This is a genomic window from Kribbella antiqua (assembly GCF_004345665.1).
Classification (GTDB): Bacteria; Actinomycetota; Actinomycetes; order Propionibacteriales; family Kribbellaceae; genus Kribbella; species Kribbella antiqua.
Genome location: NZ_SLWR01000004.1, coordinates 315,251 through 340,530 on the forward strand (window position 1 = coordinate 315,251; position 25,280 = coordinate 340,530).

Annotated in this window: 25 protein-coding genes; 8 read left to right on the plus strand and 17 right to left on the minus strand. The window is 67.9% G+C overall.

All coding sequences use genetic code 11. From position 1 onward, the window contains the following. Positions 1 to 34 precede the first annotated feature (34 nt). Positions 35 to 886, plus strand: a complete 852-nt coding sequence (locus EV646_RS14090; RefSeq protein ID WP_132148450.1) for an HAD family acid phosphatase — start codon at positions 35 to 37, stop codon at positions 884 to 886. 25 nt (positions 887 to 911) lie between these two features. Here the strand turns inward: EV646_RS14090 and EV646_RS14095 are convergent, their stop codons facing one another. Then, entirely contained in the window at positions 912 to 1,634 is a 723-nt protein-coding gene (locus EV646_RS14095; RefSeq protein WP_132148452.1) for a helix-turn-helix domain-containing protein, read from the minus strand. A gap of 216 nt (positions 1,635 to 1,850) precedes the next feature. On the opposite strand from EV646_RS14095, the gene EV646_RS14100 reads away from it, so the two are divergent. The 3 genes from EV646_RS14100 to EV646_RS40635 all read left to right on the plus strand — a co-directional run bounded on the left by EV646_RS14100 (position 1,851) and on the right by EV646_RS40635 (position 3,677). Beyond that, on the plus strand, positions 1,851 to 2,516 hold the full coding sequence (locus tag EV646_RS14100) for a DUF4097 family beta strand repeat-containing protein (protein ID WP_132148454.1): 666 nt from the start codon (positions 1,851 to 1,853) through the stop codon (positions 2,514 to 2,516). A 79-nt stretch (positions 2,517 to 2,595) separates the two neighbouring features. After that, positions 2,596 to 3,132 carry a serine hydrolase domain-containing protein gene (locus EV646_RS40630; RefSeq protein ID WP_199236969.1) on the plus strand — a complete coding sequence of 179 codons (537 nt, stop codon included), beginning with the start codon at positions 2,596 to 2,598 and terminating at the stop codon, positions 3,130 to 3,132. Continuing rightward, positions 3,114 to 3,677 carry a serine hydrolase domain-containing protein gene (locus EV646_RS40635; RefSeq protein ID WP_199236970.1) on the plus strand — a complete coding sequence of 188 codons (564 nt, stop codon included), beginning with the start codon at positions 3,114 to 3,116 and terminating at the stop codon, positions 3,675 to 3,677. The genes EV646_RS40630 and EV646_RS40635 overlap by 19 nt, the downstream gene beginning before the upstream one ends. Here the strand turns inward: EV646_RS40635 and EV646_RS14110 are convergent. From EV646_RS14110 to EV646_RS14135, 6 genes are all read right to left on the minus strand, one after another. Next, the gene (locus EV646_RS14110; protein ID WP_132148456.1) at positions 3,661 to 4,149 is read right to left on the minus strand and encodes a GNAT family N-acetyltransferase; all 489 of its coding nucleotides are present in this window, start codon (positions 4,147 to 4,149) and stop codon (positions 3,661 to 3,663) included. The two genes, EV646_RS40635 and EV646_RS14110, sit on opposite strands and share 17 nt — an antisense overlap. A 4-nt stretch (positions 4,150 to 4,153) precedes the next feature. Continuing rightward, positions 4,154 to 7,774, minus strand: a complete 3,621-nt coding sequence (gene metH / locus EV646_RS14115) for a methionine synthase (RefSeq protein WP_132148458.1) — start codon at positions 7,772 to 7,774, stop codon at positions 4,154 to 4,156. Positions 7,775 to 7,959: 185 nt separating this feature from the next. After that, the gene (locus EV646_RS14120; RefSeq protein WP_132148460.1) at positions 7,960 to 8,493 is read right to left on the minus strand and encodes a TetR/AcrR family transcriptional regulator; all 534 of its coding nucleotides are present in this window, start codon (positions 8,491 to 8,493) and stop codon (positions 7,960 to 7,962) included. Then, positions 8,490 to 9,944, minus strand: coding sequence for an MFS transporter (locus tag EV646_RS14125; RefSeq protein WP_132148462.1), 1,455 nt, complete (start codon positions 9,942 to 9,944; stop codon positions 8,490 to 8,492). The genes EV646_RS14120 and EV646_RS14125 overlap by 4 nt, the downstream gene beginning before the upstream one ends. 298 nt (positions 9,945 to 10,242) lie before the next feature. Next, a complete protein-coding gene (locus EV646_RS14130) occupies positions 10,243 to 11,832 on the minus strand; it encodes a S1C family serine protease (RefSeq protein ID WP_132148464.1) in 1,590 nt (529 codons plus the stop codon). A gap of 117 nt (positions 11,833 to 11,949) precedes the next feature. After that, on the minus strand, positions 11,950 to 12,507 hold the full coding sequence (locus EV646_RS14135; RefSeq protein WP_132148466.1) for a TetR/AcrR family transcriptional regulator: 558 nt from the start codon (positions 12,505 to 12,507) through the stop codon (positions 11,950 to 11,952). Positions 12,508 to 12,604: 97 nt separating this feature from the next. Here EV646_RS14135 and EV646_RS14140 point away from each other — a divergent pair, with 97 nt between their 5' ends. Continuing rightward, positions 12,605 to 13,435 (plus strand): oxidoreductase, encoded by an 831-nt coding sequence (locus EV646_RS14140; protein ID WP_132148468.1) that lies wholly within the window; start codon positions 12,605 to 12,607, stop codon positions 13,433 to 13,435. Between the two features lie 79 nt (positions 13,436 to 13,514). Here EV646_RS14140 and EV646_RS14145 read toward each other — a convergent pair whose 3' ends face one another. Beyond that, a complete protein-coding gene (locus tag EV646_RS14145; RefSeq protein WP_132148470.1) occupies positions 13,515 to 14,657 on the minus strand; it encodes an epoxide hydrolase family protein in 1,143 nt (380 codons plus the stop codon). A 62-nt stretch (positions 14,658 to 14,719) separates the two neighbouring features. Between EV646_RS14145 and EV646_RS14150 the strand changes: the two genes are divergently transcribed. Continuing rightward, a complete protein-coding gene (locus EV646_RS14150) occupies positions 14,720 to 15,691 on the plus strand; it encodes a helix-turn-helix transcriptional regulator (protein ID WP_132148472.1) in 972 nt (323 codons plus the stop codon). On the opposite strand, the gene EV646_RS14155 is transcribed toward EV646_RS14150, so the two are convergent. Continuing rightward, the gene (locus tag EV646_RS14155) at positions 15,654 to 16,475 is read right to left on the minus strand and encodes an alpha/beta fold hydrolase (protein WP_132148474.1); all 822 of its coding nucleotides are present in this window, start codon (positions 16,473 to 16,475) and stop codon (positions 15,654 to 15,656) included. The genes EV646_RS14150 and EV646_RS14155 overlap by 38 nt on opposite strands. A 75-nt stretch (positions 16,476 to 16,550) precedes the next feature. Between EV646_RS14155 and EV646_RS38865 the strand changes: the two genes are divergently transcribed. Further along, the gene (locus EV646_RS38865; protein WP_158290958.1) at positions 16,551 to 16,703 is read left to right on the plus strand and encodes a hypothetical protein; all 153 of its coding nucleotides are present in this window, start codon (positions 16,551 to 16,553) and stop codon (positions 16,701 to 16,703) included. Positions 16,704 to 16,821: 118 nt separating this feature from the next. Here EV646_RS38865 and EV646_RS40830 read toward each other — a convergent pair whose 3' ends face one another. From EV646_RS40830 to EV646_RS14195, 7 genes are all read right to left on the minus strand, one after another. Next, entirely contained in the window at positions 16,822 to 16,998 is a 177-nt protein-coding gene (locus EV646_RS40830) for a Dyp-type peroxidase domain-containing protein (RefSeq protein ID WP_338419257.1), read from the minus strand. Then, the gene (locus EV646_RS40640; RefSeq protein WP_277875110.1) at positions 16,979 to 17,212 is read right to left on the minus strand and encodes a Dyp-type peroxidase domain-containing protein; all 234 of its coding nucleotides are present in this window, start codon (positions 17,210 to 17,212) and stop codon (positions 16,979 to 16,981) included. The genes EV646_RS40830 and EV646_RS40640 overlap by 20 nt, the downstream gene beginning before the upstream one ends. A gap of 27 nt (positions 17,213 to 17,239) precedes the next feature. Next, positions 17,240 to 18,163 (minus strand): ribonuclease Z, encoded by a 924-nt coding sequence (locus EV646_RS14175; protein ID WP_132148476.1) that lies wholly within the window; start codon positions 18,161 to 18,163, stop codon positions 17,240 to 17,242. Between the two features lie 14 nt (positions 18,164 to 18,177). Continuing rightward, positions 18,178 to 18,393, minus strand: coding sequence for a hypothetical protein (locus EV646_RS14180; protein ID WP_132148478.1), 216 nt, complete (start codon positions 18,391 to 18,393; stop codon positions 18,178 to 18,180). Further along, positions 18,390 to 18,776, minus strand: coding sequence for a hypothetical protein (locus EV646_RS40070; protein ID WP_241995937.1), 387 nt, complete (start codon positions 18,774 to 18,776; stop codon positions 18,390 to 18,392). Before EV646_RS40070 ends, EV646_RS14180 begins: the two co-directional genes overlap by 4 nt. 540 nt (positions 18,777 to 19,316) lie before the next feature. After that, the gene (locus tag EV646_RS14190; RefSeq protein WP_132148480.1) at positions 19,317 to 20,285 is read right to left on the minus strand and encodes a pyridoxal-phosphate dependent enzyme; all 969 of its coding nucleotides are present in this window, start codon (positions 20,283 to 20,285) and stop codon (positions 19,317 to 19,319) included. Then, a complete protein-coding gene (locus EV646_RS14195; RefSeq protein ID WP_132148482.1) occupies positions 20,282 to 20,857 on the minus strand; it encodes a Chromate resistance protein ChrB in 576 nt (191 codons plus the stop codon). Before EV646_RS14195 ends, EV646_RS14190 begins: the two co-directional genes overlap by 4 nt. 63 nt (positions 20,858 to 20,920) lie before the next feature. On the opposite strand from EV646_RS14195, the gene EV646_RS14200 reads away from it, so the two are divergent. Continuing rightward, positions 20,921 to 21,910, plus strand: coding sequence for a GDSL-type esterase/lipase family protein (locus EV646_RS14200; protein ID WP_241995939.1), 990 nt, complete (start codon positions 20,921 to 20,923; stop codon positions 21,908 to 21,910). A gap of 347 nt (positions 21,911 to 22,257) precedes the next feature. Here EV646_RS14200 and EV646_RS14210 read toward each other — a convergent pair whose 3' ends face one another. Beyond that, positions 22,258 to 25,245 (minus strand): glycine--tRNA ligase, encoded by a 2,988-nt coding sequence (locus tag EV646_RS14210; protein ID WP_199236985.1) that lies wholly within the window; start codon positions 25,243 to 25,245, stop codon positions 22,258 to 22,260. Positions 25,246 to 25,280 lie beyond the last annotated feature (35 nt).

Sequence of the window (25,280 nt, forward strand, 5' to 3'; positions counted from 1 at the left end):
CCTTCGCAAGCTTTTCTTCGTGGAGAGGTAAGCCATGGGCATCCGTTCCTGGCGCCGGCCGTCGCGCCGGCTGGTCCTGACCGGCGCTGCGAGCGTCGCGATCGCGTCGGTCGTCGGCGGGGTCGCATACTCGGCCGGGGTCGCCGCGCAGCAGCCGGCGATCCAGACATCGACGCCGCGGTCCGAGCGTCAGATCACCAACATCGACGTACTGCGGCAGCAGCTCCGCAACTACTACGGCGATCCGCTCGGCACCGGCACGTTCGCTGCCGACAGCAACTACGCCAAGGAGGCGTCGTCGGTCGCCGCGGCCGGCCAGCGGTGGATCTCGGTCCCGCACCACACCAAGGGCGCCAAGGCGATCCTGCTCGACGTCGACGACACCTCGCTGGCGACCTGGAATTACGAGATCTTCAGCAACTGGGCCTACAACCCGGCCACCAACGCGGATTACGTGCTGAACCAGCGCTTCCCCGCCGTACCGGGAATGGTCGACCTGGTGAAGACGGCCGAGCGCGAGGGCTACGCGATCTTCTTCCTCACCGGTCGCGGCGCGGCGCAGGAGCAGGCGACGCTCGGCAACCTGACCGCTGACGGTGTCGGCGTCGACGCGGGCTACCCGAAGCCGACCACCCTGTCGGACGGCGAGGACGGCCTGTTCACCAAGCCGGCCGTCGCCAACTACCCGGACTACCTGAAGCAGGCCTGCGCCGGCGACCCGAACGGCTCTTGTACGACGATCCACTACAAGTCGGCCACCCGCGCCCACATCGAGTCGCTCGGCTACGACATCGTGGCCAACTTCGGCGATCAGTACTCCGACCTCAAGGGCGGCTACGCCGACCGGACCTTCAAGCTCCCCAACCCGAACTACTACCTGCCGTAACCCGCCGACCGGGGTCTGACTCTGGTCAGGCCCCGGTCTCGGCTGAGCTGTGCAGGATCTCGCGGGCCTGCTCCGCGGCGCGGGCGGTGCTCTCGGAGACGAAGGCGAGGAACCGGGCGACGTTCTCCAGCCGGACGGCGGCCGGAGTGCCGGGGACGAGGACGCCAACGCCCTGCCGCGCGATCTCGACGATCTGGGCGGTGGCGCGGGCGCTGGCCATCATCGACTGGTACCAGATGTCGTCGTCGATGACGTAGCGCTCGCGGCGGCGTTCCTCCTGTTCGCGACGGACGAGGCCCTGGCTCTCGAGGAACGCGATCGCCTTCGAGATGGACGCCGGGCTGACCTGGAGGCGCTGGACGAGTTCGGACGCGGTGAGGCTGCCCGTGTCCGTGAGGGTGAGGCTTGCCATCACTCGCGCCATCATCGCGGGCATTCCCGCAGTCAGCATGACGGCGGTGAACGTCTCCTCGTACTCGCGCACGGCGTCGGCGTCGCGTCCGTACGCCTGCTCGGGCGGCTCCGCCCCCCGTGGCGCGGCCGGCCGGCGCCGGTGGGCGCGACGTTCGGTGGCGCGGTGGGCCAACTCGGCGCGGTAGCCGTTGGGGCCGCCGTTCCGCATCACCTCGCGGGTGATGGTCGAGGTCGGGCGGTCCAGGCGTCTGGCGATCTCCGCATAGGCGAGGCCGTCAGCCAGTCCCAGCGCGATCTGCTGGCGTTCCTGCTGGGTGAGTCTGCCACCTGGCATCGCGGCCTCCTTCGTACGCCGCAACGATAGCGTTCACGGTTCGTCCATTGCAACGAAGCGACGCCGTCGTTGCATTAACTTCGAGACTCATTGCAATGATTTCTCCGCTCTGACCTGCGGATATGTCGAAACTATGCAACGAATATGTTGCCGGATAGCTGAACGCAACATAGTGTTTCGCTCATCAGAAACAACGTGCAGACCAGGAGAGACATCATGCAGAAGTTCGACACCACCGCCCCGATCTCCGCCGTCCTCGACATCCCCGCCGGGCGCATCCAGGTCATCGGCGCCGACCGGACCGACACCACGGTCGAGGTCCGGCCGGCGGACGCTTCGAAGGGCCGCGACGTGAAGGCGGCAGAAGAGACCACTGCCGAGTACGTCGACGGCGTCCTGCGGATCCAGGGCCCGCCGGCGAAGAAGCAGATCCTCGGCCCCTCCGGATCCGTCGAGGTGACGGTCCAGCTGCCGGCCGGTTCCCGCGTCGAGGCGAAGCTGGCCGCCGGCGAGTTCCGGGGCGTCGGGCGGCTCGGCGAGGTCGCCTTCGAGGGCGCGGCCGGCTCGGTCAAGCTCGACGAGACCGAAGCCGCACGCCTTACCCTCCAGGCCGGCGACATCACGGTCGGCCGCCTTGGCGGCGCGGCGGAGATCAGCAGCCAGAAGGGCGACATCACCATCACCGAGGCCGTGCGCGGCACCGTCGTACTGCGCACCGAAGCCGGCAACATCTCGATCGGCGCCGGAACCTCCGCCACCTTGGACGCCGGCACCTCCTACGGCCGGATCCAGAACACCCTCAAGAACACCGAAGGTGCCACCGCCGAGCTCGCCATCAAGGCGACCACCTCGTACGGCGACATCGTTGCCCGCAGCCTCTGAAGACTCGGCACCCAACGCCCGGGGCGGCATCACCGCCCCGGGCAGGCACGACAACCAATCCCATAAGGAGCGCACCGCCATGTCCTTCACCGACCGCCCCGAGTTGCAGAAGACCATCCAGGAGATCGTCGACACCGGTTTCGTCGGGCTGCAGTTGCGCCTGAACGACGAGCAGGGCGAGTGGGTCGGCAGCGCCGGGCTGAGCCAGCTGGGCGAGACCGCCCCGCCGCCGCTCGACGGGCATGTCCGGATCGGCAGCAACACCAAGACCTTCACCGCGACCGTGGTGCTGCAACTGGTTGCCGAGGGCAAGATCGAGCTGGACGCCCCGGTGCTCGACTACCTGCCCGAGTTCGAGCTCGATCAGCGAATCACGGTGCGGATGCTGTTGCAACACACCAGCGGGGTGTTCAACCACACGGGCGAGTACTTCATCGAGGACGGCACGTTCGTACCGGGGATCCCCTGGCAGGGCCGGGAGTGGGTGGAGGGCCGATTCAAGGCCTGGTCGCCCGAGGAGCTGGTACGGCTGGCACTGTCCAAGCCGGCGCGGTTCGAGCCGGGCACGGACTGGAGCTACTCGAACACCAACTACGTGTGCTGGCCAGGCTGCTGATCCAAATGGTCACCGGCAACTCGCTGGCCGAGGAGATGCAGCGGCTGATCATCGGGCCGCTCGGGCTGACGGGCACCGCGGTGCCGGAGAACGAGCAGGACCTCCCCGAGCCGCACGCCCACGCCTACTACAGGTACGACGAGGACGGCCAGGAGAAGACGGTCGACGTCACCAGCCAGAACCCGTCCTGGATCTCCAGCGGCGGCGACATGGTCTCGACCACCCAGGACCTGCACACCTTCATCTCCGCGCTGGTGAGCGGCAAGCTCCTGCCGGCTCCGCTGCTGGCCGAGATGTTGACGACCCGCCCGACGCCCCTTCCCAAGATGGAGTACGGCCTCGGGGTATTCGTGCAGGAAACAGAGAGCGGCGCCAAGATCATCACCCACAACGGTGGTCACGGCGGCCACGCGGCGCTGATGTACAGCACACCCGACGGAAAGAAGACCCTCACCGCCGCGCTGAACTACGTGGACGACGCCGAGCTGTCCCTGTCCGCGCCGTTCCAGCAGGCGACGCAGCGGCTGGTCAGCGAGCTGTTCTGACGCTCTTGATGTAGCGGTGGCAAGGCACCGGCAGGGTGCCGGTCTCGACCGACGCGGGGTAGTCGAAAGACCCCGCGTCGGTCCAGCCGTTCCGTTCGTAGAAGCGGCGGGCGCGCTCGTTGCCGGTAGCAACGGCAAGCCAGGCCTCGGGGTGACCGTTGGCTTCCACCTGCCGCTCCGCCTCGGACAACAGTACGGCGGCCACGGCCGAGCCGCGGTGATCACGGGAAACGTACACCTGTTCGACCTCGTCCCCCACGACCATCACAAACCCGGCGACCTCATCACCCACCACCGCGACCGTGGTGTCGGCCACCCGTTCGGCAGCCCGACGCCAGAACGACTCCTCGGTCCGAATCGCCACCAGCTCATCCGGCACATGCCCCAGGTGCCCATCACCCCATCCGGCGTACCAGATAGCCGCAACAGCATCAGCGTCTGCAGCCTCGGCACGGCGTACGGCGACGGTCACCCGATCACTCCGGGTCGTATGCCAGGTTTGGCCGGAGCCAGCGCTCCACCTCGTCGACAGACAGGCCACGTCGTACGGCGTAGTCCTCGATTTGGTCGCGGCCGAGGCGCCCGACGGTGAAGTAGCGCGACGCCGGGCTCGCGAAGATTAGACCGCTCACCGCCGCGGCGGGCGTCATCGCGTACGACTCCGTCAGCCCCAGGCCGATCTTGTCGGCTTCCAGCAGCTGGAAGAGACCCTTCTTCTCGGAGTGGTCCGGGCTCGCCGGATACCCCAGCGCCGGCCGGATTCCGCGGAACCGCTCGGCGTGCAGGTCCTCCAGCAGCGGTTCGGCGTCCGGCTCGAACCATGCCCGCCGCGCCTCCAGGTGGATCCACTCCGCGAAGGCCTCTGCCAGCCTGTCGGCCAGCGCCTTCACCATGATCGCGCGGTAGTCGTCGTTGCGTTCCTCGTACGACGCCGCGAGCTTCTCGGCACCGTGGATCGCCACCCCGAACCCGCCGAGGTGGTCACCGGCCGGTGCGACATAGTCCGCCAGGCACCGGTTGTGCCGGCCGGCCGGCTTCTCGGTCTGCTGCCGCAGCATCGGGAACGACACGTCCTGACCGTCCAGGATGATGTCGTCACCTTCGCTGTGCGCCGGCCAGAAACCGTAGACACCTTTGGCGGTAAAGGAGCCTCCTGCAATGATCTCGTCGAGCAACGTGTTCGCGTCGTCGAAGAGTTCCCGCGCCACCGGCTGGTCCAGGATCGCCGGGTACTTGCCCTTCAGCTCCCAGGCCAGGAACAGGAACTGCCAGTCGATCATCGCCCGCAGGGTTTCGATCGACGGCGATTCGCGCCGCAGCCCGGTGAACGCCGGCACCGGCAGCTCGCCGTACTCGACCGGTTCCTTGTTGGCACGGGCCGCGGCGAGCGACAGCAACGGGCTGCGCTGCTTGTTCGCGTGCTGCTCCCGCAACCGCTCCTGGTCCAGGGCGTTGCTCTTGGCAAGCTCCGCGGAACGCTCGTCGTCCAACAGATCCGACACCACACCGACCACACGCGACGCGTCCAGCACGTGCACGGTCGGGTTCTCGTACGCCGGTGCGATCCGTACGGCGGTGTGTTGCTTCGAAGTGGTCGCACCACCAATGAGGAGCGGCAGCTTCAGCCCGCGCCGCTGCATTTCGGTGGCGACAGCAACCATCTCGTCCAGCGACGGCGTGATCAGACCGGACAGGCCGACCGCGTCGGCGCCCTCGGCAATAGCCGTGTCCAGGATCTTTGCCGCCGGCACCATCACGCCGAGGTCGACCACCGCGTAGTTGTTGCAGCCGAGCACCACACCGACGATGTTCTTGCCGATGTCGTGTACGTCGCCCTTCACCGTGGCGAGCACGATCTTGCCCTGCTCCCGGATCTCGGAGGCGCGTCCGTCCAGCCTGGCCTGCTCCTTCTCGGCCTCCATGAACGGCTCCAGGTAGGCGACCGAGCGCTTCATCACCCGCGCGCTCTTCACCACCTGCGGCAGGAACATCTTGCCGGCGCCGAACAGGTCGCCGACGACCTTCATGCCGTCCATCAACGGGCCTTCGATCACCTCGAGCGGCCGGGGCAGCTTCTGCCGGGCCTCCTCGGTGTCGGCCTCGATGTAGTCGACGATGCCGTGCACGAGCGCGTGCGACAGCCGCTCCTCGACCGTCCCCTCGCGCCAGGACAGATCGACCTCGCGCTTGGTGCCCTTGCCCTTCACGTTCTCGGCGAAGGCGACCAGGCGATCGGTGGCGTCGTCACGGCGATCGAAGATGACGTCCTCGACCAGCTCCAGCAGGTCCTTCGGGATGTCCTCGTAGACCGCCAGTTGACCGGCGTTCACGATGCCCATGTCCAGGCCGACCTTGCCGGCGTGGTACAGGAACGACGAGTGCATCGCCTCCCGGACCACGTCGTTGCCGCGGAACGAGAACGACAGGTTCGAGATACCGCCGCTGATGTGGACGCCCGGACAGCGCTCCTTGATCAGCGGCAGCGCGTCGATGAAGTTCTTGGCGTAGCCGTTGTGCTCGCTCATACCGGTGGCCACCGCGAGCACGTTCGGGTCGAAGATGATGTCCTCGGCCGGGAAGCCGATCCCGGTCAGCAGGTCGTACGCACGGCCACAGATCGCCACCTTGCGCTCGACGGTGTCCGCCTGGCCTTTCTCGTCGAAGGCCATCACCACAGCACCGGCGCCGTAGTCGCGGATCCGCCGGGCGCGCTCGAGGAACTCCTCCTCGCCCTCCTTCAGGCTGATCGAGTTGACCACGCCCTTGCCCTGCACGCATTTCAGCCCGGCCTCGAGCACCGACCACTTCGAGCTGTCGATCATGATCGGGATCCGGGCCACCTCGGGCTCGGTCGCGATCAGGTTCAGGAACGTGGTCATCGCCTGCTCGCTGTCCAGCAGGTCGGCGTCCATGTTCACATCCAGCAGGTTGGCGCCGCCGCGCACTTGCTCCAGCGCCACGTCGACCGCGGCCTGGTAGTTGTCCGACTCGATCAGCCGGCGGAACCGCGCCGATCCGGTCACGTTGGTCCGCTCGCCGATCATCACGAACCCGGTGTCCGCCCCGATCATGAACGGCTCCAGCCCGGAGAACCGGGTGGTGCCGTTCGCCGGTACGACGGTCCGCGGCTTCAGGCCCCGGACCGCCTCGGCGATCTTGGCAATGTGCGCCGGCGTCGTACCGCAGCAGCCGCCGACGATGTTGACCAAGCCAGACTCGGCGAACTCCCCGACCATCCCGGCCGTCTCCGCCGGCTTCTCGTCGTACCCGCCGAAGGCGTTCGGCAGGCCGGCGTTCGGGTGCGAGGCGACGTACGTGTCGGCGAAGCGCGCGAGGTCGACCACGTGCGGACGCATCTCGCGGGCGCCGAGTGAGCAGTTGACGCCGACGACCAGCGGCTTGGCGTGCTCGATCGAACTCCAGAACGCCTCGACCGTCTGGCCCGACAGCGTCCGGCCGCTCAGGTCGACGATCGTCACCGAGATCCACAGCGGCAGGTGCGGCGCGACCTCGCGGGCGGCGGCGATCGCGGCCTTCGCGTTCAGGGTGTCGAAGATGGTCTCGACCATCAGCAGGTCCACGCCGCCCTCGGCCAGCGCCGCGATCTGCTCGGCGTACGCGTCCTTGACCTGCTCGAAGGTCACCGCCCGGTACGACGGGTCCTCGACCCGCGGCGACAACGACAACGTGACGTTGAGCGGGCCGATCGATCCGGCCACGAAGCGGCCGCCGAATTCGTCCGCCGCCTGCCGAGCCAGCTGGGCTGCGGCGACATTCATCTCGCGGACGTGGGACTGCAGGCCGTAGTCCGCCTGGCCGATGCTCGTCGCGGTGAACGTGTTCGTGGTGGTGATGTCGGCGCCGGCCGCCAGATATTGCCGGTGTACGTCGAGGATGACGTCCGGCCGGGTCAGGTTGAGCAGATCGGGATCACCCGTGACATCGTGCGTGTGGTCGCCGAACCGATCGCCCTGGTAGTCCGCGGGCGTCAGTTTCGCGTTCTGCAGCATCGTGCCAAAGGCGCCGTCGAGTACGACGATCCTCTCGCTCAGCAGCTTGCGCAGAGCGCCCGTCCTCTCCGACGAGACTGGGCTCACCTGCCGTCACCTCCAGAAATCTCCGGAGGCGCCCTTGCAGTCAAAGTGCCCGTCGCGCGGGCGCCAGAACGAGCGTGGCGGACCTCGGTGGCCCGTTGCAGCGCCTCTCGACCTGGTTGGCCCATGTTAGCGGCGTCACAACGATAACCAAGCGTCGTCGCCCAGCAGTTGAGACACGTGTTCAGTCAGTGGATGAGCGCCTGGATTCCCGGGGCGTACAGGTCGGCAATCGTCTCCGGGTCCGCGGCGGCCGTCGTACCGGTTTTGCTGATCGCCATCGCGGCGCCGAGGCCGAGCAGCTGGGCGGTGATGAGCTCGGCCCGCAACTCGGCGTCGTCACCGGTGAGCCTCGCGGCGAAAGCGGCCGTCACCTGGTCGCGGAAGTGCTCACGGATCAGCGCCCGTTCGTCGCCGCTGGGGGCCGCGAAGACCACGCGAATCAGCAGATCCAGGCCGTGCTTGCGCCGGTGGTTCACCAATGTCAGTACGGCGTGGCGGCCCAGGTCGTCGTCGGGGGCCGCCAGGAGTTGCTCTGCGGCCTCACTGAAGTCTGCGACTGCGTTGAAGAGCGATTCCTTGCTGCCGAAGTGCTTGACGATCAGCGCCGCGCTGACGTTCGCGTCGGCGGCGATCCCGCGCAGCGTGACCGCGTTGTACGGCTGCAACGCGAACGCCCGCCGCGCCGCCCGCAGAATCGCGGTCCGCCCTGGATCCGTCACACCGAACCTTTGCCGTCCGGGATCGCCGCGCCGGCCGCCTCGGCGACCACGGCCGACGCCGGCGCGGGACGCCGTACCGGAATGAACATGACCAGGCCGGCGGCCACCAGAGCGGCGATCCCGGCGATCACGAAGACGATCAGGTACGCCGACAGTGCGGGGGCGATTTGGCCCGCCTTGGTGATCGTGACGTTGGTCAGCACGGTCACCACGATCGTGCTGCAGATCGCCTGCCCGATCGTGCGCATCAACGTGTTGAGGCCGTTCGCCGCGGCCGTTTCGGTCACGGGCACAGCATGCATGATCAACGCCGGAAGTGCCGAGTACGCCACCGCCGTACCGGCCGAAACGACCGTCGCACCGGCCACGATCCCGGCGACATCACCACTGGTGAACAGGCGTACGACGTACCCGATCGCCATCAGGATCGACGCGACCGCGAGGGTGAACCGCGGACCGCGGGCCTTGGAGATCCGCGCCGACACCGGCGACAGCAACACCATCGCGATCCCGCCGGGCAGCAGGCACAGTCCACTCACCACGATCGACTCGCCCAGCCCGTAGCCGGTCCACTTCGGCTCCTGCACGAGCTGCGCGGTCGACAGCGAGTTGGCGTAGAACGCGAAGCCGATCAGCAGCGCCGCCAGATTGGTGAACAGAACGGCGGGACGCGCCGACACCCGTAGGTCGATGAGTGGGCTCTTGGTGCGCAACTCGATCGCTGTCCAGATCGGCACGATCGCGGCGGCTCCGGCGTACAGGCAGACGATCGTCGTCGTACCCCACGTGCTGCCCTTCGAGACCGCGAGCAGCAGGTAAACGAGGAACGCGCTCAGCCCGATCGCCCCCAGGACGTCGAACCGTCCACTCGTCCGCACCGAGGACTCGGGCACGATCAGCAGCACGAGTACGACGTCGAGCACGCCGAGGCCGAGCGAGATCCAGAACATCGTGTGCCAGTTCGAGTACTCCACGACGAGCGTCGCCGCCGGGATGCCGAACGCGGCGCCGACTCCCAGCGTCGAGCTCATGATCGCGATCGACGGGATCACCCGGCGCGGTGGGAGCTCATCCCGCAGGATGCTGATCCCGAGCGGTACGACGGCGACGGCGGCGCCCTGGAACGCGCGGCCGACGATCAGCACCGGCAGGTCGGAACTGCTTGCGCATAGCAACGAACCGATGACCATCGAGCCGAGCGCGATGAGCAGGACTCGCCGCTTGCCGTACATGTCTCCGGCGCGGCCGAGCAGCGGCGTGAAGACAGCGCCGGTCAGCAACGTCACGGTGATCAGCCAGCTGACGTCGGCCGGCTCGCTGTGGGTGATCTTCGGCAGCTCGGGTAGGAGCGGTACGACGATCGTCTGGCTGATCGAAACCAGCACCCCACACGAGGCCAACGCAGCCAAGATCAACCGGGGACTCTGCAGGGCGGAATGACGGGCGGTCACAAGGTGTCCTCACGGCGGTGAACAAATGTTTACCGCTTCAGGGTAAACGCATGTTCACCGCTCCCGCAGCGATTTGGCTCACCCAGTGGACCGCCCGGCAGACCTGCACCACTCGCAAACCAGAGCCGCCGGCCGCCGCTGACCGGCCGGGGAGCGCGGCGACGCAGGCGCGGGGGTTGGTGAGTGGCGCAGGTCCGGGGCTGGACACACCGATCGGGCCCGGGCGCCTCGTGGAGGGGAGGTAGGAGGCGCCGGGCCCGATCGTTTTCGGTCCGCTTCAGCGGGGGGAGCGCTGGTATCAGCGGACCGGGCCTGTGATCAATTCGATGGTTGCTTTGTGCTGCACGCCGTCCTGGTCGGTCCAGCCGACCTCGACCTTGTCGCCGGGGTGCTGCTTGTTCAGCAGGGTCGACAGGGTGTCCGGCGACTCGACGGTCTTGCCGGCGAAGGAGGTGATGACGTCACCGGGCTCGATCCCCGCCTCGTCCGCCTTGCCGTCGGCGATCACGTCGTTGACCACCGCGCCGGTCGTATCGGCGTTGGAGAGCACCGAGATCCCGAGCATCGCCGAGGCCCCGAGGTGTACGGCGTCCGAGGCCTTCCCGTCCTCGATCTGGTCGACGATCTGCATCGCCTGGTTGATCGGGATCGCGTACCCCTGCGTCGTGGCCTGGCCCTGGCCCGAGCCGTCACCGGAACCGTTGCCGTCACCGAAACCGTTTCCGTCTCCGAAGCCGTTACCACCGCCGAACCCGTTACCGTTGCCGAACCCGTTGCCGTCGCCGTCCGCCACCTGCGTAGCCGTACCGGCGGAAGTTCCGGTCAACGTCGCGGTCGACGCGCTGGAGCCGGTGGTCGCCGCGGTCTGGCCCGGCTGGCCGTTGCCGCCGTTGTTGCCGCCCGAACCGGCCGTGTCGACGCCGATCACCTCACCGGAGGTGTTCGCCAGCGGTCCGCCGGAATCACCCGCCTGGATGTTGGCGTCGGTCTGGATCAGGTTGGTCAGGTTCTCCGGGTCCGACCCGTTCTCGTCGGTCGCGGTGATCGACTGGTTCAGCCCGGTGACCTTGCCGGCCGCGTAGCTCGGCGTACCGCCGACGCCGCCCGCGTTCCCGATCCCGACCACCTGATCCCCGACGGCCACCTTGTCGGAGTCGCCGATCTTGGCCGTCTGCAGCCCGGACGCGTCCTTCAGCTTCAGTACGGCGATGTCGTGCTCGTCGTCGTACCCGACGACGCTGGCCTGATATGTCTTCCCGTTGCCGATGTCGGTGACCGTGATCGAGGTCGCACCCTCGATCACGTGGTGGTTCGTCAGCACCTCGCCGTCGGCGGTGAGCACGATCCCGGTACCAGCCGCCTTCGCGTTCTCATAGCCGAGCACCGTGTTCACATCCACCAGCCCCGGCGAAACCTGCGCCGCCACCGCGGCCGGGTCCAGCTGCTTCTGCGCGAGCTGCGAGCCGTTCGCGTGCTGATCGATGCCCCAGGCAACCGATCCGGCAACCATCGCCACGGCGAGCCCGAGCGCTCCCGCCCCGAGCAACTTCCGCCCGCGCTTCCGGGGAGGCTTCTGCGTCCCGCCGTACGGCGGAAAGCCCGGCTGCGGGTAGTAGCTCGGATACTGCGCATACCCGCCAACCTGCTGCTGCCCGTAGTCCTGCCCGCCGTAGGGCATCTGTCCGCCGTACGGCGCTTGACCCGGGTACGGCGGCTGTCCGGGCGCCGGCTGTTGTGGAGCGCCGTACTGCCCCGGGTACTGCCCACTCGGCTGCCCGTGCGACGACTGCGCGCCGGAACCCTGCTGCTCAAAGCCGTGCGGCCCGCCGCCCTGACCCGAACCGTCCTGGCTCTTGCCGGATCCCTGTTGTCCCACGCTGTCGTTCATCCCGATGCCCTCCTCAGCCAATTCCCTCTGCCATCGATAAAAGCTCGCCAGACTGAGAACTCCATCGACCGAACCAATGAGTTAGCTGAGAATCCAAGGTGGCCTCCGCCACACTCCTCAGGCCGACACGAGCCGGCGGACCGCCTCGACGACCGCGCGACGGCGATCGGCCCGGGCTGGGACGGCCGCGCCGTACTCCGGGTTCATCGACGACCAACTGGTCGCGATCGCCTGCAGCAGCGCGAGAAGCTCGACCGCGGTGAAATGCGCCGGTACGACGCCGGAGCGCTGGGCCTGCTCGAGATCACCGAGCCTGCTCTTGTTGACGGCCAGGATCGCCTCCAACCGCGATCCCGAAGGGCGCTCCAGCCGATACCAGATCGCCAGCCGCAGGTGCTCGGGACGCTCCTCGAAGTAGTCGAACACACGCCCCGCGTACTCCGCCAGGTTCGCCGGGTCGAACCCGACCGCGCCCAGGTAGGCGTCGACGTACGCCGTGAACACCGCGTCGAACAACCCGTCCTTGCTGCCGAAGTACGCGTACAGCATCGCCTTGTTGCAGCCGGCCTCCTCGGCGATCCGGTTCACCCGCGCGCCGGCGATCCCCCGCGCGGCGAACTCCTCGGTCGCCGCCACCAGGATCCGCTTCCGGGTCCGGTCCGCATTCCTCTCCATACCGCACAGTCTAGCAACCATCTGGTTGGTTGATTTTCTCTGACATCCGGTGTTCCCTAGAAAGGTATCCAACCATCCGGTTAGTTAGGAATCATCCATGAGCAAGATCTGGCTGATCACCGGCAGCTCCCGCGGCCTCGGCCGCGCCCTGACCGAGGCAGTCCTGGCCGCCGGCGACCGAGTCGTCGCGACCGCCCGCAAACCCGAGCAGCTCGACGACCTGGTCGACCAGTACGGCGATCGGATCCGTGCGATCGCCCTCGACGTCACCGACGCGGTCGCGGCGCGCGCCGCCGTACAGACGGCTCTCGACGAGTTCGGTGGCCTCGACGTCGTCGCCAACAACGCCGGCTACGCCAACAGCGCCCCGATCGAAGAGACCACCGACGCCGACTTCCGAGCCCAGCTCGAGACGAACCTGTTCGGCGTCGTCAACGTCACCAAGGCAGCACTCCCGCTCTTCCGCGAACGGCGCGCCGGGCACTTCCTGCAGTTCTCCTCAGTCGGCGGACGCGTCGGCGGCACGCCGGGCATGGGCGCCTACCAAACCGCGAAGTTCGCCGTCGAAGGCTTCTCCGAAGTCCTGAACAACGAGGTCAAACCCTTCGGCGTCAAGGTCACGATCATCGAGCCGGGCGCCTTCCGCACCGACTGGGGCGGTACGTCGATGACGATCGCACCGGTCGGTCCCGACTACGACGAAACCGTCGGCGCGATGAACCGCTACCGCCTCGAAACCGACGGCACCCAACCCGGCGACCCCGCCAAGGCCGCCGCCGCCATCCTCACCATCGTTGCCCTCGACAACCCACCGCTCCGCCTCCTGCTCGGCAAAGACGCCCTCACCCACGCCGAACGCGCCTCCCAGTCCCGCGCCGAAGAAGCCACCGCCTGGTCCCACCTCACCACCTCCACCGACTTCGCCTGACCGCCTCGCCGAGGCCGCTGGTGGCGCAGCCCCGAGGCGACTACCTCCGCCTCGGGGCTGAGCGCGATGCTCGACGGTTTCAGCGCAGGGTCCGGAAGAACTCGCGGACGTCGGTGACCAGGAGTTCGGGTTCCTCCAGGGCCGCGAAGTGGCCGCCGTGGTCGACGTCGGTCCAGCGGGTGATGGTGTTCTCGCGCTCGACGTAGCGGCGGATTGCGACGTCGTGCGCGAGTATCAGCGCGGCTGTGGGCACGCCCGAGTTCTCCTTGATCGCACCCCACGCCGACTGCTGCGCATAGCCGACGTACGCCGCCGTTCCCGCCGTACCGGTGAGCCAGTAGATCATCACGTTGGTGAGCAGCCGATCCTTGCTGATGATTGCCTCCGGCAAGGTTTCGGCCGGGTGGGTCCAGGCCCGGAACTTGTCCATGATCCAGGCGAGTTGCCCGACCGGCGAGTCGACCAGCCCGTAGGCGAGCGTCTGCGGGCGAGTCGACTGGATCGAGATGTAGCCGAACTCCTCGCGCATGAACGTCGCGACCCGGCCGATCCGATCCTGCTCGAGCGGCGTCAGCGTCTTCAGCTCGTCATCGTCCAACGGGAACGGCGGCAGGCTCGGACCGCCGTTCGTGTGGACGCCGACCACGTGGTCCTTGGCCGCCCGCGCCACCTCGGGCGACACGGCCCCGCCGATGTCACCACCTTGTACGCCGTACTGGTCGTACCCGAGGCGGTTCATCAGCTCAGCCCAGATCCTCCCGACCCGGTCGGTCGACCAACCGCTGTCCGCGACCGGGCCGGCGAAGCCGAATCCGGGCAGCGACGGGATGACGAGGTGGAACGCGTCCGCGGCTTGACCGCCGTACGCGACCGGGTCGGTGAGCGGGCCGATCACGTCGAGGAATTCGACGATCGATCCCGGCCAGCCATGGGTGAGCATCAGCGGAAGGGCGTTGGGTTCTGGCGACTTGATGTGCAGGAAGTGGATCAGTTGGCCGTCGATCGTGGTGGTGAACTGCGGGTAGGCGTTGAGCTCGGCCTCGGCTGCCCGCCAGTCGTAGCCGGTCCGCCAGTACTCGACCAGTTCGGCGAGCCAGGAGACCGGTACGCCGGTGTCCCAGCTGTCACCGGGCAGCGCGGCCGGGAGCCGGGTGTTCGCCAGCCGGGTCGCCAAGTCGTCGAGGGTGCTCTGCGGGATGTCGATACGGAATGGCTTGATCATGTTTCGACTCTTTCACCCGGTTAGGACAGCTTCGGTCCTAGCTGGCTGCGAGAATTCCGAACATGCTGGAAACCTCTGCACGACTGCTCAAGCTGCTCTCCTTGCTGCAACTGCCCCGGGAGTGGAGCGGCGCCGCCCTTGCGGCGGAGCTCGGCGTCGGGGCCCGGACCGTACGGCGAGATGTCGACAAGCTGCGCAACCTCGGCTACCCGGTCGACGCCGTACCAGGGGTGGCCGGCTACCGCCTCGGCGCCGGCGCGGCTCTGCCACCCTTGCTGCTGGATGACGAGGAGGCAGTCGCCGTCGCGATCGGACTGCGTGCGGCCGCGACGGGCAGCGTGGCAGGGATCGAAGAGTCGTCCGTCCGGGCGCTGACGAAACTCGAGCAGGTCTTGCCGTCCCGGCTACGGCACCGAATCAAGTTGCTGCAGGCAATCGCCGTGACGCCGTCCGGCGCGGCTGTCGTCCAACCCGACGTACTGCTGGCTGTGGCCGCAGCCTGTCGCGATCACCACGGTCTGCGCTTCGACTACCGCAGCCACGACGGTACGACGGGCGTGCGTACGACGGAGCCGCATCGGCTGGTGCACACGGGACGACGGTGGTACCTGGTGGCGTGGGACCTCGAGCGCTCGGACTGGCGTACCTTCCGACTCGACAGGCTGGAGCCGCGCATCCCGACCGGACCGCGGTTCACTCCCCGCGACATCCCCGACCTGGACGTCACCACCCGCGGCCTCGCCTCGGGCGCCTACCGCCACCAGGCACGCTTCCTCATCCACGCCCCGGCCGACCAACTCACCGACAGGCTGGCCCCCAGCGTCGCCACCGTCACCCCGATCAGCGCAACCACAACCCAGGTCGAAGCCGGCTCCAACTCCCTCGACGAGCTGGCTCTCTACATCGGCCTCCTGGGCCATCCCTTCGAGGTCCAGTCCCCACCCGAGCTCATCGACCACATCCGCACCCTGACGTCGCGCCTCACCGCGGCAACCGCTAGTAGTCAGCCAGGAAGTCGTCGATCAGAGCATTGACCTCGGCCGGGGATTCCAAGGCCGCGAGGTGAGCCGACTGTTCCAGTACGACGAAACGCGCGCCGGGGATCGAGTCGGCCATCTCCTCGGTTTCGGCGACCGGGAACGTGGTGTCCTCCAGACCGGCGACGACGAGGACCGGGGTGCGAATCCGGCCGAACAGCGACCGTTGGTCGGGCCGGCGCGGGACCACACTCGTGACGGCGTGGCGGCTCGAGGCGATGTTCACCCGGCGAGCGGATTCGTTGACCTTGGCAACGACATCCGGCTTTTCCCGCTTCGCGGTCGGACCGAGGAAGGCATCGACCACCGGCCCGAGCAGCGGACCGCGGATGCCGCCGAGGACCCGGGCCGTCCCGGTGAGTGCGCCGTACTCGAGCTTCTGCCGGAGGCCGGCCGGGGAGGCGGTGGCGTTCATCAGTACGGCGACGCCGACGAGGCCGGGATGGAGAGCGGCGAAGGTGCCGCCGATCATGCCGCCCCAGCTGTTGCCGACGACGTGGACCCGCTCGACCCCCAGCGCGCCGGCGATCTCGGCGATCACCTCGGCGCACTGGCTGAAGGTGAACGGGCTGGTCAGCGGACTGCTGTCACCATGCCCCGGCGGGTCGACCAGAATCACTTGGTACCGATCGATGAAATGCGCGGCCTGACCGGCCCAGAGCGTCCCGTCCATCAGCAAACTCGGCCAGAACAGCATCGCCGGACCGGATCCCCCGACGCGTAGCCGGATCCGCCCGAGCACCGTTTCGACGTACCGATCTTCCAACCCCGCCAATGACATGCCCGCACCGTACACCGACAACAGGCAAGGACGCCTTGTCAGGAAAGGCGTCCTTGCCTGCCGGAAGGTGAATCAGTGAGCGACGGCTCCGGTCTTCGGGTCGAGGATGAGCTTCCGCTCACTCGGCCGCTGGAGGAAGTTGAACATGCTGGTCAGGCTGCCCGCGCGCTGGTCGAACGAGTGATCGCCGATCCGGCCGGTCCGCCAGTTGTCCTCGATGAACTTTAGGACCGAGGTCTGGTCGGTCAGCGAGTGGTCGACGAATCGGTGCCCTTGTCGTAGTTGTAGCCGCGGCGAAGGAACTGGCTGGCCGCGGTCCGCGGGTTGGCCGCGCGGATGTGGCTGGTCAGCGGAATCGTGGCGCCGGTGGGTCCTTGAAGCCCATCAGATTGCGCTGCGTTCCGGACGGTCGCGGCGGGCTCTGGAAGCCGTCGACGCGCCAGCGCAGCTGCATCGCGCCGCGGGTGTGCCGGGCGATGTCCCGCAGCGCATGGAGAACGGTGTCAGTCTCCGACGCACACAACTGCAGGCTCAGATCCCCATGGCACCGGCCGGCATCCAGGGGTGTCGTTGGGGAAGTCCTTCATCGGTGTCAGCTTCGCCGGCTTGCGGTCCTGGAGGCCGTACCGGTCGTCGAACAGCGACGACCCGACGCCGACGGTGACCGTCAGGTCGTCGCCGGGCATGTCCGGGCCTAGTACGCCGGAGTCAGCCGGCGGGGCGGTGATTCCGAGCATGCAGTGTTCGTGTTGGCTGGGTTCGGCTCAGCGGGTGGAGCTGCGCTCACGCCCTGGGACCGGTGTTCGGCTGAGGTCCGAGGCGACCAGGATTTCGCCCGAGAACTCGGCGGCGGCTTCTTCCTGGAAGCGTTCGGGCTCCAGGTAACGCTGGGAGAAGTGGGTGAGCACCAGCTTCCGCACGCCACACTCGGCAGCGACGCGGGCTGCCTGGCGCGCGGTGAGATGACCGAAGCGCCGCGCGAGCGTTGCCTCGGAGGACAAGTACGTCGACTCGATCACGAGCAAGTCGGCGCTTTCGGCAAGCTTCAGGACGTTGTCACACAAGCGGGTGTCCATGATGAACGCGAACCGCTGACCAGGCCGCGGCTCGCTCACGTCCTCGACCGTCACAGTCCGCCCGTCGACGACGATGGAACCGGCTTGCTGCAATCGGCCGACCGCCGGGCCACTCACGCCGTACGCGGAGAGTTTGTCCGGGAGCATGCGCCGGCCGTCGGGCTCGATCAACTGGTAGCCGAAGGACTCGATCGGGTGTTCCAGGCGCCGTGCCCAGAGCTGGCCGAACGACCCGACCGACAGTAGACCGTCCTCCTCGACCGGTTCCTCGAGTAACTCGGCCCGCTCGTAGAACGAAGCGGCGTACCGCAGGCGAGTGAAGTAGGTCTGACCCGACGCCGGGTAATGCGCCCGGACAGGATGCGGTACGTCGTCCAGCGACAGCCGCTGCACGATCCCCGGCACGCCGAGGCAATGGTCGCCGTGGAAGTGCGTGATGCAAAGACGGGTGATCGCGCCGGCCGCGATGCCGGCGTACAGCATCTGCCGCTGCGTGCCCTCGCCTGGATCGAACAGGAAGCCTTCGGAATCCCAGCGCAGGAAGTATCCGTTCTGCGTGCGCTCCCGGGACGGCACCTGACTTCCGGTGCCCAGCACAACCAGTTCGCGCACAACGCCAACAGTAGCTACCGCTTCGGACGTACGTCGATCGCCAGGCTGACGGCGAACGCGACGACAACCGCGGCACCACCGAGCAACGTCAGCCCGGTGTCGCCGAGGAGATCCGTAGCCATCGCCGCCAGCGTGACGCCGAGCGCGAGGACGACCGCGACGGCGATCTTCCAGTCGTCACCGATGATGAAGTCGTACCAGAACTGGCCGAAAGCCTTGAGGAACTTCATTTCTTCACCTCAACCAAGGTTGGCGTGCGCAACGCGGCGACGAAGATCCGGCTGAGCAGGAACCAGGCCGCGATCAGCACCAGGATCATCAGGTCGTGCCCCGGCCAGTCGAGACTCTCCCGGCCGGTGCGGAAGATGCCGAGGCCCTCGATCGCCCAGTACGTCCCGAACGACGCGAGCAGCAGGCCGACGCCGTACTTGAGCAGGTTCTCGTTGATCATCGACAGCGGCCGGCGCAGCGCCACGGCGATGCCGAGCACGATCACCACGGCGGCGATCGCGCCGAGGCTGGCGGCCGGGATGTTGTCCGCGTTCAGGCCGAAGGTGAGCACGATGAAGACGACCTCCGTGCCTTCCAGGAAGACACCTTTGAAGGAGACCATGAACGCGAACAGGTCCAGGCCTTTGGCCAGCCGGCCACCTCGGTGACCTCACCGTCGCGGTCTCACCGGCCGCCTTGGCCGCCTCGACCTCCTCGCGGTAGATCGCGTCCTCGTCGTGGACCGCCTTGCGGCCGGACGATCTGAGAATTGCCTTGCGCAACCATTGCAGCCCGAAGATCAGCAGCAACGTGCCGATCACCAGCTGCAGCGCAGATTCCGGCAGCCAGTTCGCAAGCGCGTAGCCGGCCGCCAGGGTCACGACGGCGAGCGCGCCGAGCGCCGCGAAGGTGCCGGCCAGCGCGGATCGCCAGCTCCGGGTGTATCCCATCGCCATCACGATCGTGGTGGCTTCGACCATCTCCACGAAACACGCGACGAACGTCGCGATGACGAGCCCCCAGGTTGCCGCGTCCATCTCCCACGTCCCTCACGCTGTGGATGAAACATCTGCTGCGCGAAACGATAGTTACAGAATTCTTCTCATGTCAACGAAACGAAGCGCCCGCGGGATGGTCCCTCGGGCGCTTCGGTGAAATGGGGTCAGGCCAGTGCGGCGACCAGCGTGTGCGATGAGATGTTGCCGCCGCAGGAGATCACTGCGACACGCTTGCCTTCGAGTTCGGTACGGCGTTCGCGCGCGGCGGCGAAGGCCAGCGCGGCGGATCCTTCGATCAGCTGGTGTTCGGTGTCGATGACCATCCGCAGCGCGTCCCGGATCGCATCTTCGCCGACCAGCACCCAGTCGTCGACCAGTTCGCGACACAGCGGGAAGGTGATGCTGCCCGGTTCGACGCTGCCCGCCGTACCGTCCGACAACGTCTCGCCCGCGTCGATCTCGACGATCGCCCCCGCCCGGACCGACGCCGCCATCGCGTCGTCGATTGCGGGCTGAGCGCCGTACACCCGGATGCCCGGCAGGTGCTTCTTCAGTACGGACGCCACGCCGCTGATCAGCCCGCCACCGCCGACCGCGACGACGACTGCATCGAGGCCGCCGCCGCCCAGCTGCTCGAGGATCTCCACGCCGATCGTGCCCTGGCCGGCGACGACGTCCGGGTCGTTGTAAGGCGGCACGTAGGCCAGGTCGTGCTCCGCGGCATATGCCCGCGCCTTCACTTCCTGCGCACCGGCATCGTTGCCCTCGGCCCGTAATTCGAGACCCAGCCGGCGCAGTGCCGCGACCTTGCCCGGCTTCGCGTTCTCCGGCAGGTACACGATGCCGTGACCACCCAGCGCCGCCAGCGCGTTCCCGACCCCGAGGCCATGATTACCGGTCGAGGCCGTCACGACCCCGCGCTCGCGCTCGGCAGCCGTGAGGGTGAGAACCTTCGCCATTGCCCCGCGCGCCTTGAACGAACCGGTCACTTGCTGGTGCTCACACTTCACCAGCACGTCCGCGCCGAGCTCGTCGCTGAACGCGTCGTACCGAACGAACGGCGTGATCGGCAGCTGCTCCCGCAGCCTCGGCGCGACCGCTTCCGCTCGTCGGGCGATCTCCGCGGGAGTCATACCTTGCCTTCGGTGCGCTCGTACACGTCGGCCTCGAATTCCTCCAGCAGGCGTTCGCAGTCGGCGACCTTCGACCGGGCCAGTTCCTTGCCCTCGGCACCCATCCAGTCACGGCCCTCGACCTTCGCCAGCCAGCGGCGGAGCTTCTCCAGGTCCTGCCGGATCTCCTCGGCCTCCTCGAACGTGTAGTTCTCCCGGAATCGCTCGAACTCGATCTCCTTGACGAACTTGGTGTCGCACTCCTCGACGATCTCGGCGTACTCCTTGGCCGACTGGCTCCGGAAGCCCTCGACGAACTGCGCGCGGGCGTCGTCGTCGACGTCGGTGAGCGTCAGGAACACACTCGAACCGCCGAGCTCGGCGACCCGGTCGCGCACCTTCTGCAGGCCGGCGCGCAGGTTCTCCCGATCGGGCAGCACACACACCGCCTGCTGCACGTAGAACCCGCCGAGTCGCTTCAGCTCCCGCCAGACCGCCACCCGCGCACGCGACGAGTCGCTCGGCACCTTGTAGATCAGCAGGAGCCAAGCCTCAGTAGCGGGAGCAGCCTTCGTCCGTCGGGTCGTCGCCATGCCGCACAGGTTATCCGGCCCACCTCCGCCACACACGATTCCGCATTGGTGAATGATGGGCTGGTGGACAACGCCCTGTGGACCGGTTACCGGCATCGCGAGGTCGACGCGGACGGGTGGACGACGTTCTGGCGGCTGGATCCGCGCGGTCAGGACTTCCGCCTGATCGACTGGACGGGCGACCCGGAGCGCCCGGGCCACCGGCTCTGGGATCGCGCCGCGATGCCGGCCGGCGTTCGAGGAATCTGGCGTACGACGGCCTCCACCGTCAGCCTCGAGCTCCGGGCCGACCCGGGCATCTACGCCTCACTCGCCCCGGTCGACGTGCTGGTCGACGGCTCGTTGCACCAGCGTTGCGAGATCGAGCCAGGCGACCAGCGGATCGCGGTCGAGTTGCCCGGAAAGCCAGTGGAGGTGGAGATCTGGCTGCCGCAGTCGGGGATGATCGCCGTACGCCGATTGTCGTTCGACGGCGAGGCGGACCCGCAGGCGCCGAGCGGGCCGCGATGGATCACGTACGGCAGCTCGATCACCCAATGCACAGGAGCCGATGGACCGTCCGAGACGTGGCCGGCATTGGTGGCGCGGAAGCATCAGTGGGATCTCGTCGCGCTTGGTTTCGCCGGCGAGTGCCACCTCGACCCGATCGCGGCCCGGACGATCCGGGACGTCCCCGCGCGACTGATCTCGCTGTGCCTCGGCATCAATGTGTACGGCGGGGAGACGTACAGCGGCCGCACCTTGCCCGGCCAGGTCGAAGCCTTCGTCTCGACTGTGCGCGAGGGGCATCCGCACACTCCCCTGGTGGTCATCACTCCCCTGCTCAAGCCGAACATCGAAGGCAAGCCGAACGCGCTCGGCCTGACCCTCGACGACATCCGCACCTGCGTGGAACTCGGCGCGCGTACCGATCCCGAGGTGCAACTCATCGACGGCCGCACCGTCCTCACGTCCGGCGAAGCCCGGGCCTTCTACGCGGACGACGTACACCCGACCGCCGACGGCTACCGACTCATCGCCGAACGGTTGTCACCCCTGCTCCGAATCCCTTAGACAAAGGCGCCGACGCCCTCGTACTCCGCCACGGGAGCAACGCCGGTCGTCTCATACTCAAGCATCAGCAGGCCGTTCGCTGTCGCTTCGTGGCGAACGAGCCGAAGCCCGACCGGTTCGCTTGGGTGGTTGCTTCATCTCTCGACGACCTCGGCGAGTTGCTTGGCGACCGATACCCAGCCGTCGGAGAAGCCGAGTTCCGCGTGGCGGGGCGCGGGTGCCCGGATCGCCGTGCCTGACGATGATCCGGTAGTCCAGCAGGTCGACGCGGCACACGGTCGGAGCCGGTACCCACCAAGTACGGCGACGTGCCCGGAAGTTCGGGCACGTCGCCGTACTTGAGGTGGTTACTCGGCCGCAGTCAGGCTGGTGCCGAGTGCCTGCCAGTCGAGGACCGGGGCGGCGAGGGCGCTGATGGCTGCCAACAGACCCAGGCGAGCGGCGCGGATGGCTGGATCCTCGGCCATCACCAGGATCTCGTCGAAGAATGTCGTCACGGGCTCGACCAAAACCGAAGCGGCGGTCACGAACTCGCCCAGAGCGGTCGGAGCCTGGCCGACCTTCTGAACAGCCTCGTGCAGAACGACCTCAGCCGGCTCCGTCAGCTTGCTCGAGTCGTACGACGCCTCAGTCCCCTCCGGCACGATCCGCCGGACGCGCTGCAGTACGGCGACCAAGTCCGCGAAGTCGTTGCTGCCGACCAGCTCCTGCAACGACGCGAGGGTCTCGTCCGCGACCGCCGGAGCCGTTGCCAACGGCAATACCGCCGCGACCTGGTGGTGGTCGTCGCCGCGATCGAGCAACTGCTGCTCGTACCGCCGTACGGTGAACTCGGCAACTTCTTCCAGCGAGGCCGGCGGCACCTCGATGCCCTGGGCACCGATCTCTGCGGCGGCGGCCTGCAGACCCTTGTCGAGAGTGATCGCTTGGAGCGACGGGTGCTCGCGCAGGATCGCGACCACACCGGCCGCGGCCCGGCGCAGCGCGAACGGGTCGGAGCTACCGGTCGGCTTCGCGCCGATCCCGAACAGCCCGGCAAGCAGGTCGAACCGATCCGCCAGCGCGAGCAGCGCGCCCGGCGTCGTCGACGGCACCGGGTCGCCCGCGGACCGCGGCAGCTCCATGTCGAACAGCGCCTGCGCAACGGCATCGGTCTCACCGGCGCGACGCGCGTACTCGCGGGCCATCGTCCCGGCGAGGCTGGTCAGTTCGACCACCATCTGCGAGCCGAGATCGAACTTCGCCAGCTCGGCCGCTCGCCGCAGTGTAGTCAGGTCATCCCCGTCCAGCTCGACAACATTCGCGAGGCTGAGCGCGATCCGGCCGATCCGGCCCGCCCGGTCCGCCATCGAGCCGAGCCGCTCCTCGAACGCCAGCTTGTCCAGCTCGCTCTTCATCTTCTCGAGCGACGTCTCCAGATCGGCCCGCCAGAAGAACGCGGCATCCTCATAGCGAGCCCGCAGCACGGCTTCGTTGCCGCCGCGCACGACCTCCGCATCGACCGAACCGTTGGCAACGGCAACAAAATGCGGAAGAAGGTTGCCGTCGGCATCGCGCACCGGCAGGTACCGCTGGTGCTTGCGCATCACCGTGGTCAGGATCTCGCCCGGCAGCGTCAGGTAGTCGGCGGAGAATCCGCCGAGGATCGCGGTCGGCTCCTCGACCAGGTTGACGATCTGGTCGACCAGCGCGGCCTCACCGTCGAAGTCGATGGTGCCGTCCACCGACCCCGCGAGCAGCTGTGCCGCCTCGACGATCTGCGCCCGCCGCTTCGCCGGGTCGGCTTCGATGCCGTGGATCCGCAGCAGGTCCAGGTACCCCTCGGCCGCCGCGATCTCCACCTGCGGCTGCGCGGCGGTCCGGTGCACTCGCGTCGTACGGCCGGCGGCCAGCGTCGACACCGACACCGGGACCACCTGGTCGCCGAGCAGCGCGACCAGCCAGCGCACCGGCCGGGTGAACGACAACTTGGCGTCGTTCCACCGCATGTTCTTGTCGGACCGCAGCCCACTGACGATCTCACTCAGCACGCCGCTCAGCACCTCAGCAGCACCACGACCCGGGTCGGGCTTGGTCACCGCGACGTACTCGACGCCGTCGACATCGAGGTCATGCAGCTCCGCGGTGTCCACCCCTTGACCGCGGGCGAACCCGGCGGCGGCCTTGGTGACGTTCCCGTCGGCGTCATACGCGGCCGACTTGCGCGGGCCACGCACCACCCGCTCGGCGTCCGGCTCGACCGCCTGGACACCGGCGACGAACGCGACCACCCGGCGCGGCGTGGCGTACGTCGTGATGTCGCCATGGCCGAGGCGGGTCGCGGCCAGCTTCTCGGTCAGTGCCGCCCGGACAGCTTCAGCGGTCTTGGTGACCTCCGACGGCGGCATCTCCTCGGTGCCGATCTCGAAGGTCAGCTGCCGGGTGCCGGTGATGGCCGGGTACTCAGTCGGCTCGGGCGCCGCCGCGGGCAGCTCGGCGATTCCCAACGGGTGCTCGAGCTCAGTACGGCGCTCAGCCCACAGCTGAGCCACCTCCCGAGCCAGCGACCGCATCCGACCGAACGCCTTGGCGCGTTCCGTCGTACTCACGGCACCGCGGGCGTCGAGCACGTTGAAGGTGTGCGAGCAGCGCAGCACGTAGACGTGCGCGGGGACCGGCAGGCGGGCGTCGAGCATCCGGCGGGCCTCGTTCGCGTACTCCTCGAACAGGCGCTTCTGCGACTCGACGTCGGCGTCGTCCAGGTAGTACCGGCTCATCTCGTACTCGGCCTGGCCGAACGCCTCGCCGTACGAGATACCGGGCGCGTAGGCGATGTCCTTGAAGTGCGAGACGCCCTGCAGCGCCATCATGATCCGCTCGATGCCGTAGGTGATCTCGACCGACACCGGGTCGAGCGTCATCCCGCCGGCCTGCTGGAAGTAGGTGAACTGGGTGATCTCCAGGCCGTCCAGCCAGACCTCCCAGCCGAGCCCCCAGGACCCGGTCGCCGGGTTGGCCCAGTTGTCCTCGACGAACCGGACGTCGTGCGCGTGGATGTCGATGCCGAGCGCGGTCAGGCTGTCCAGGAACAGCTCCTGCGGGTTGCCCGGGTCCGGCTTGAGCACCACCTGGAACTGGGTGTGCGTCTGCAGCCGGTTCGGGTTCTCACCGTAGCGGCTGTCGTCGGGCCGCACGCTCGGCTCGACGTACGCGACCCGCCACGGCTCCGGACCGAGCACCCGCAGGATGGTCGCCGGGTTCAGCGTTCCGGCCCCGACCTCGGTGTTGAACGGCTGCACGACCATGCACCCGCGGTCGGTCCAGTACTTCGTCAGCGCGAGCAGCGCGTCCTGCATGGTGAGCACAACAAACCTCAAGCGATCTTCAGAGG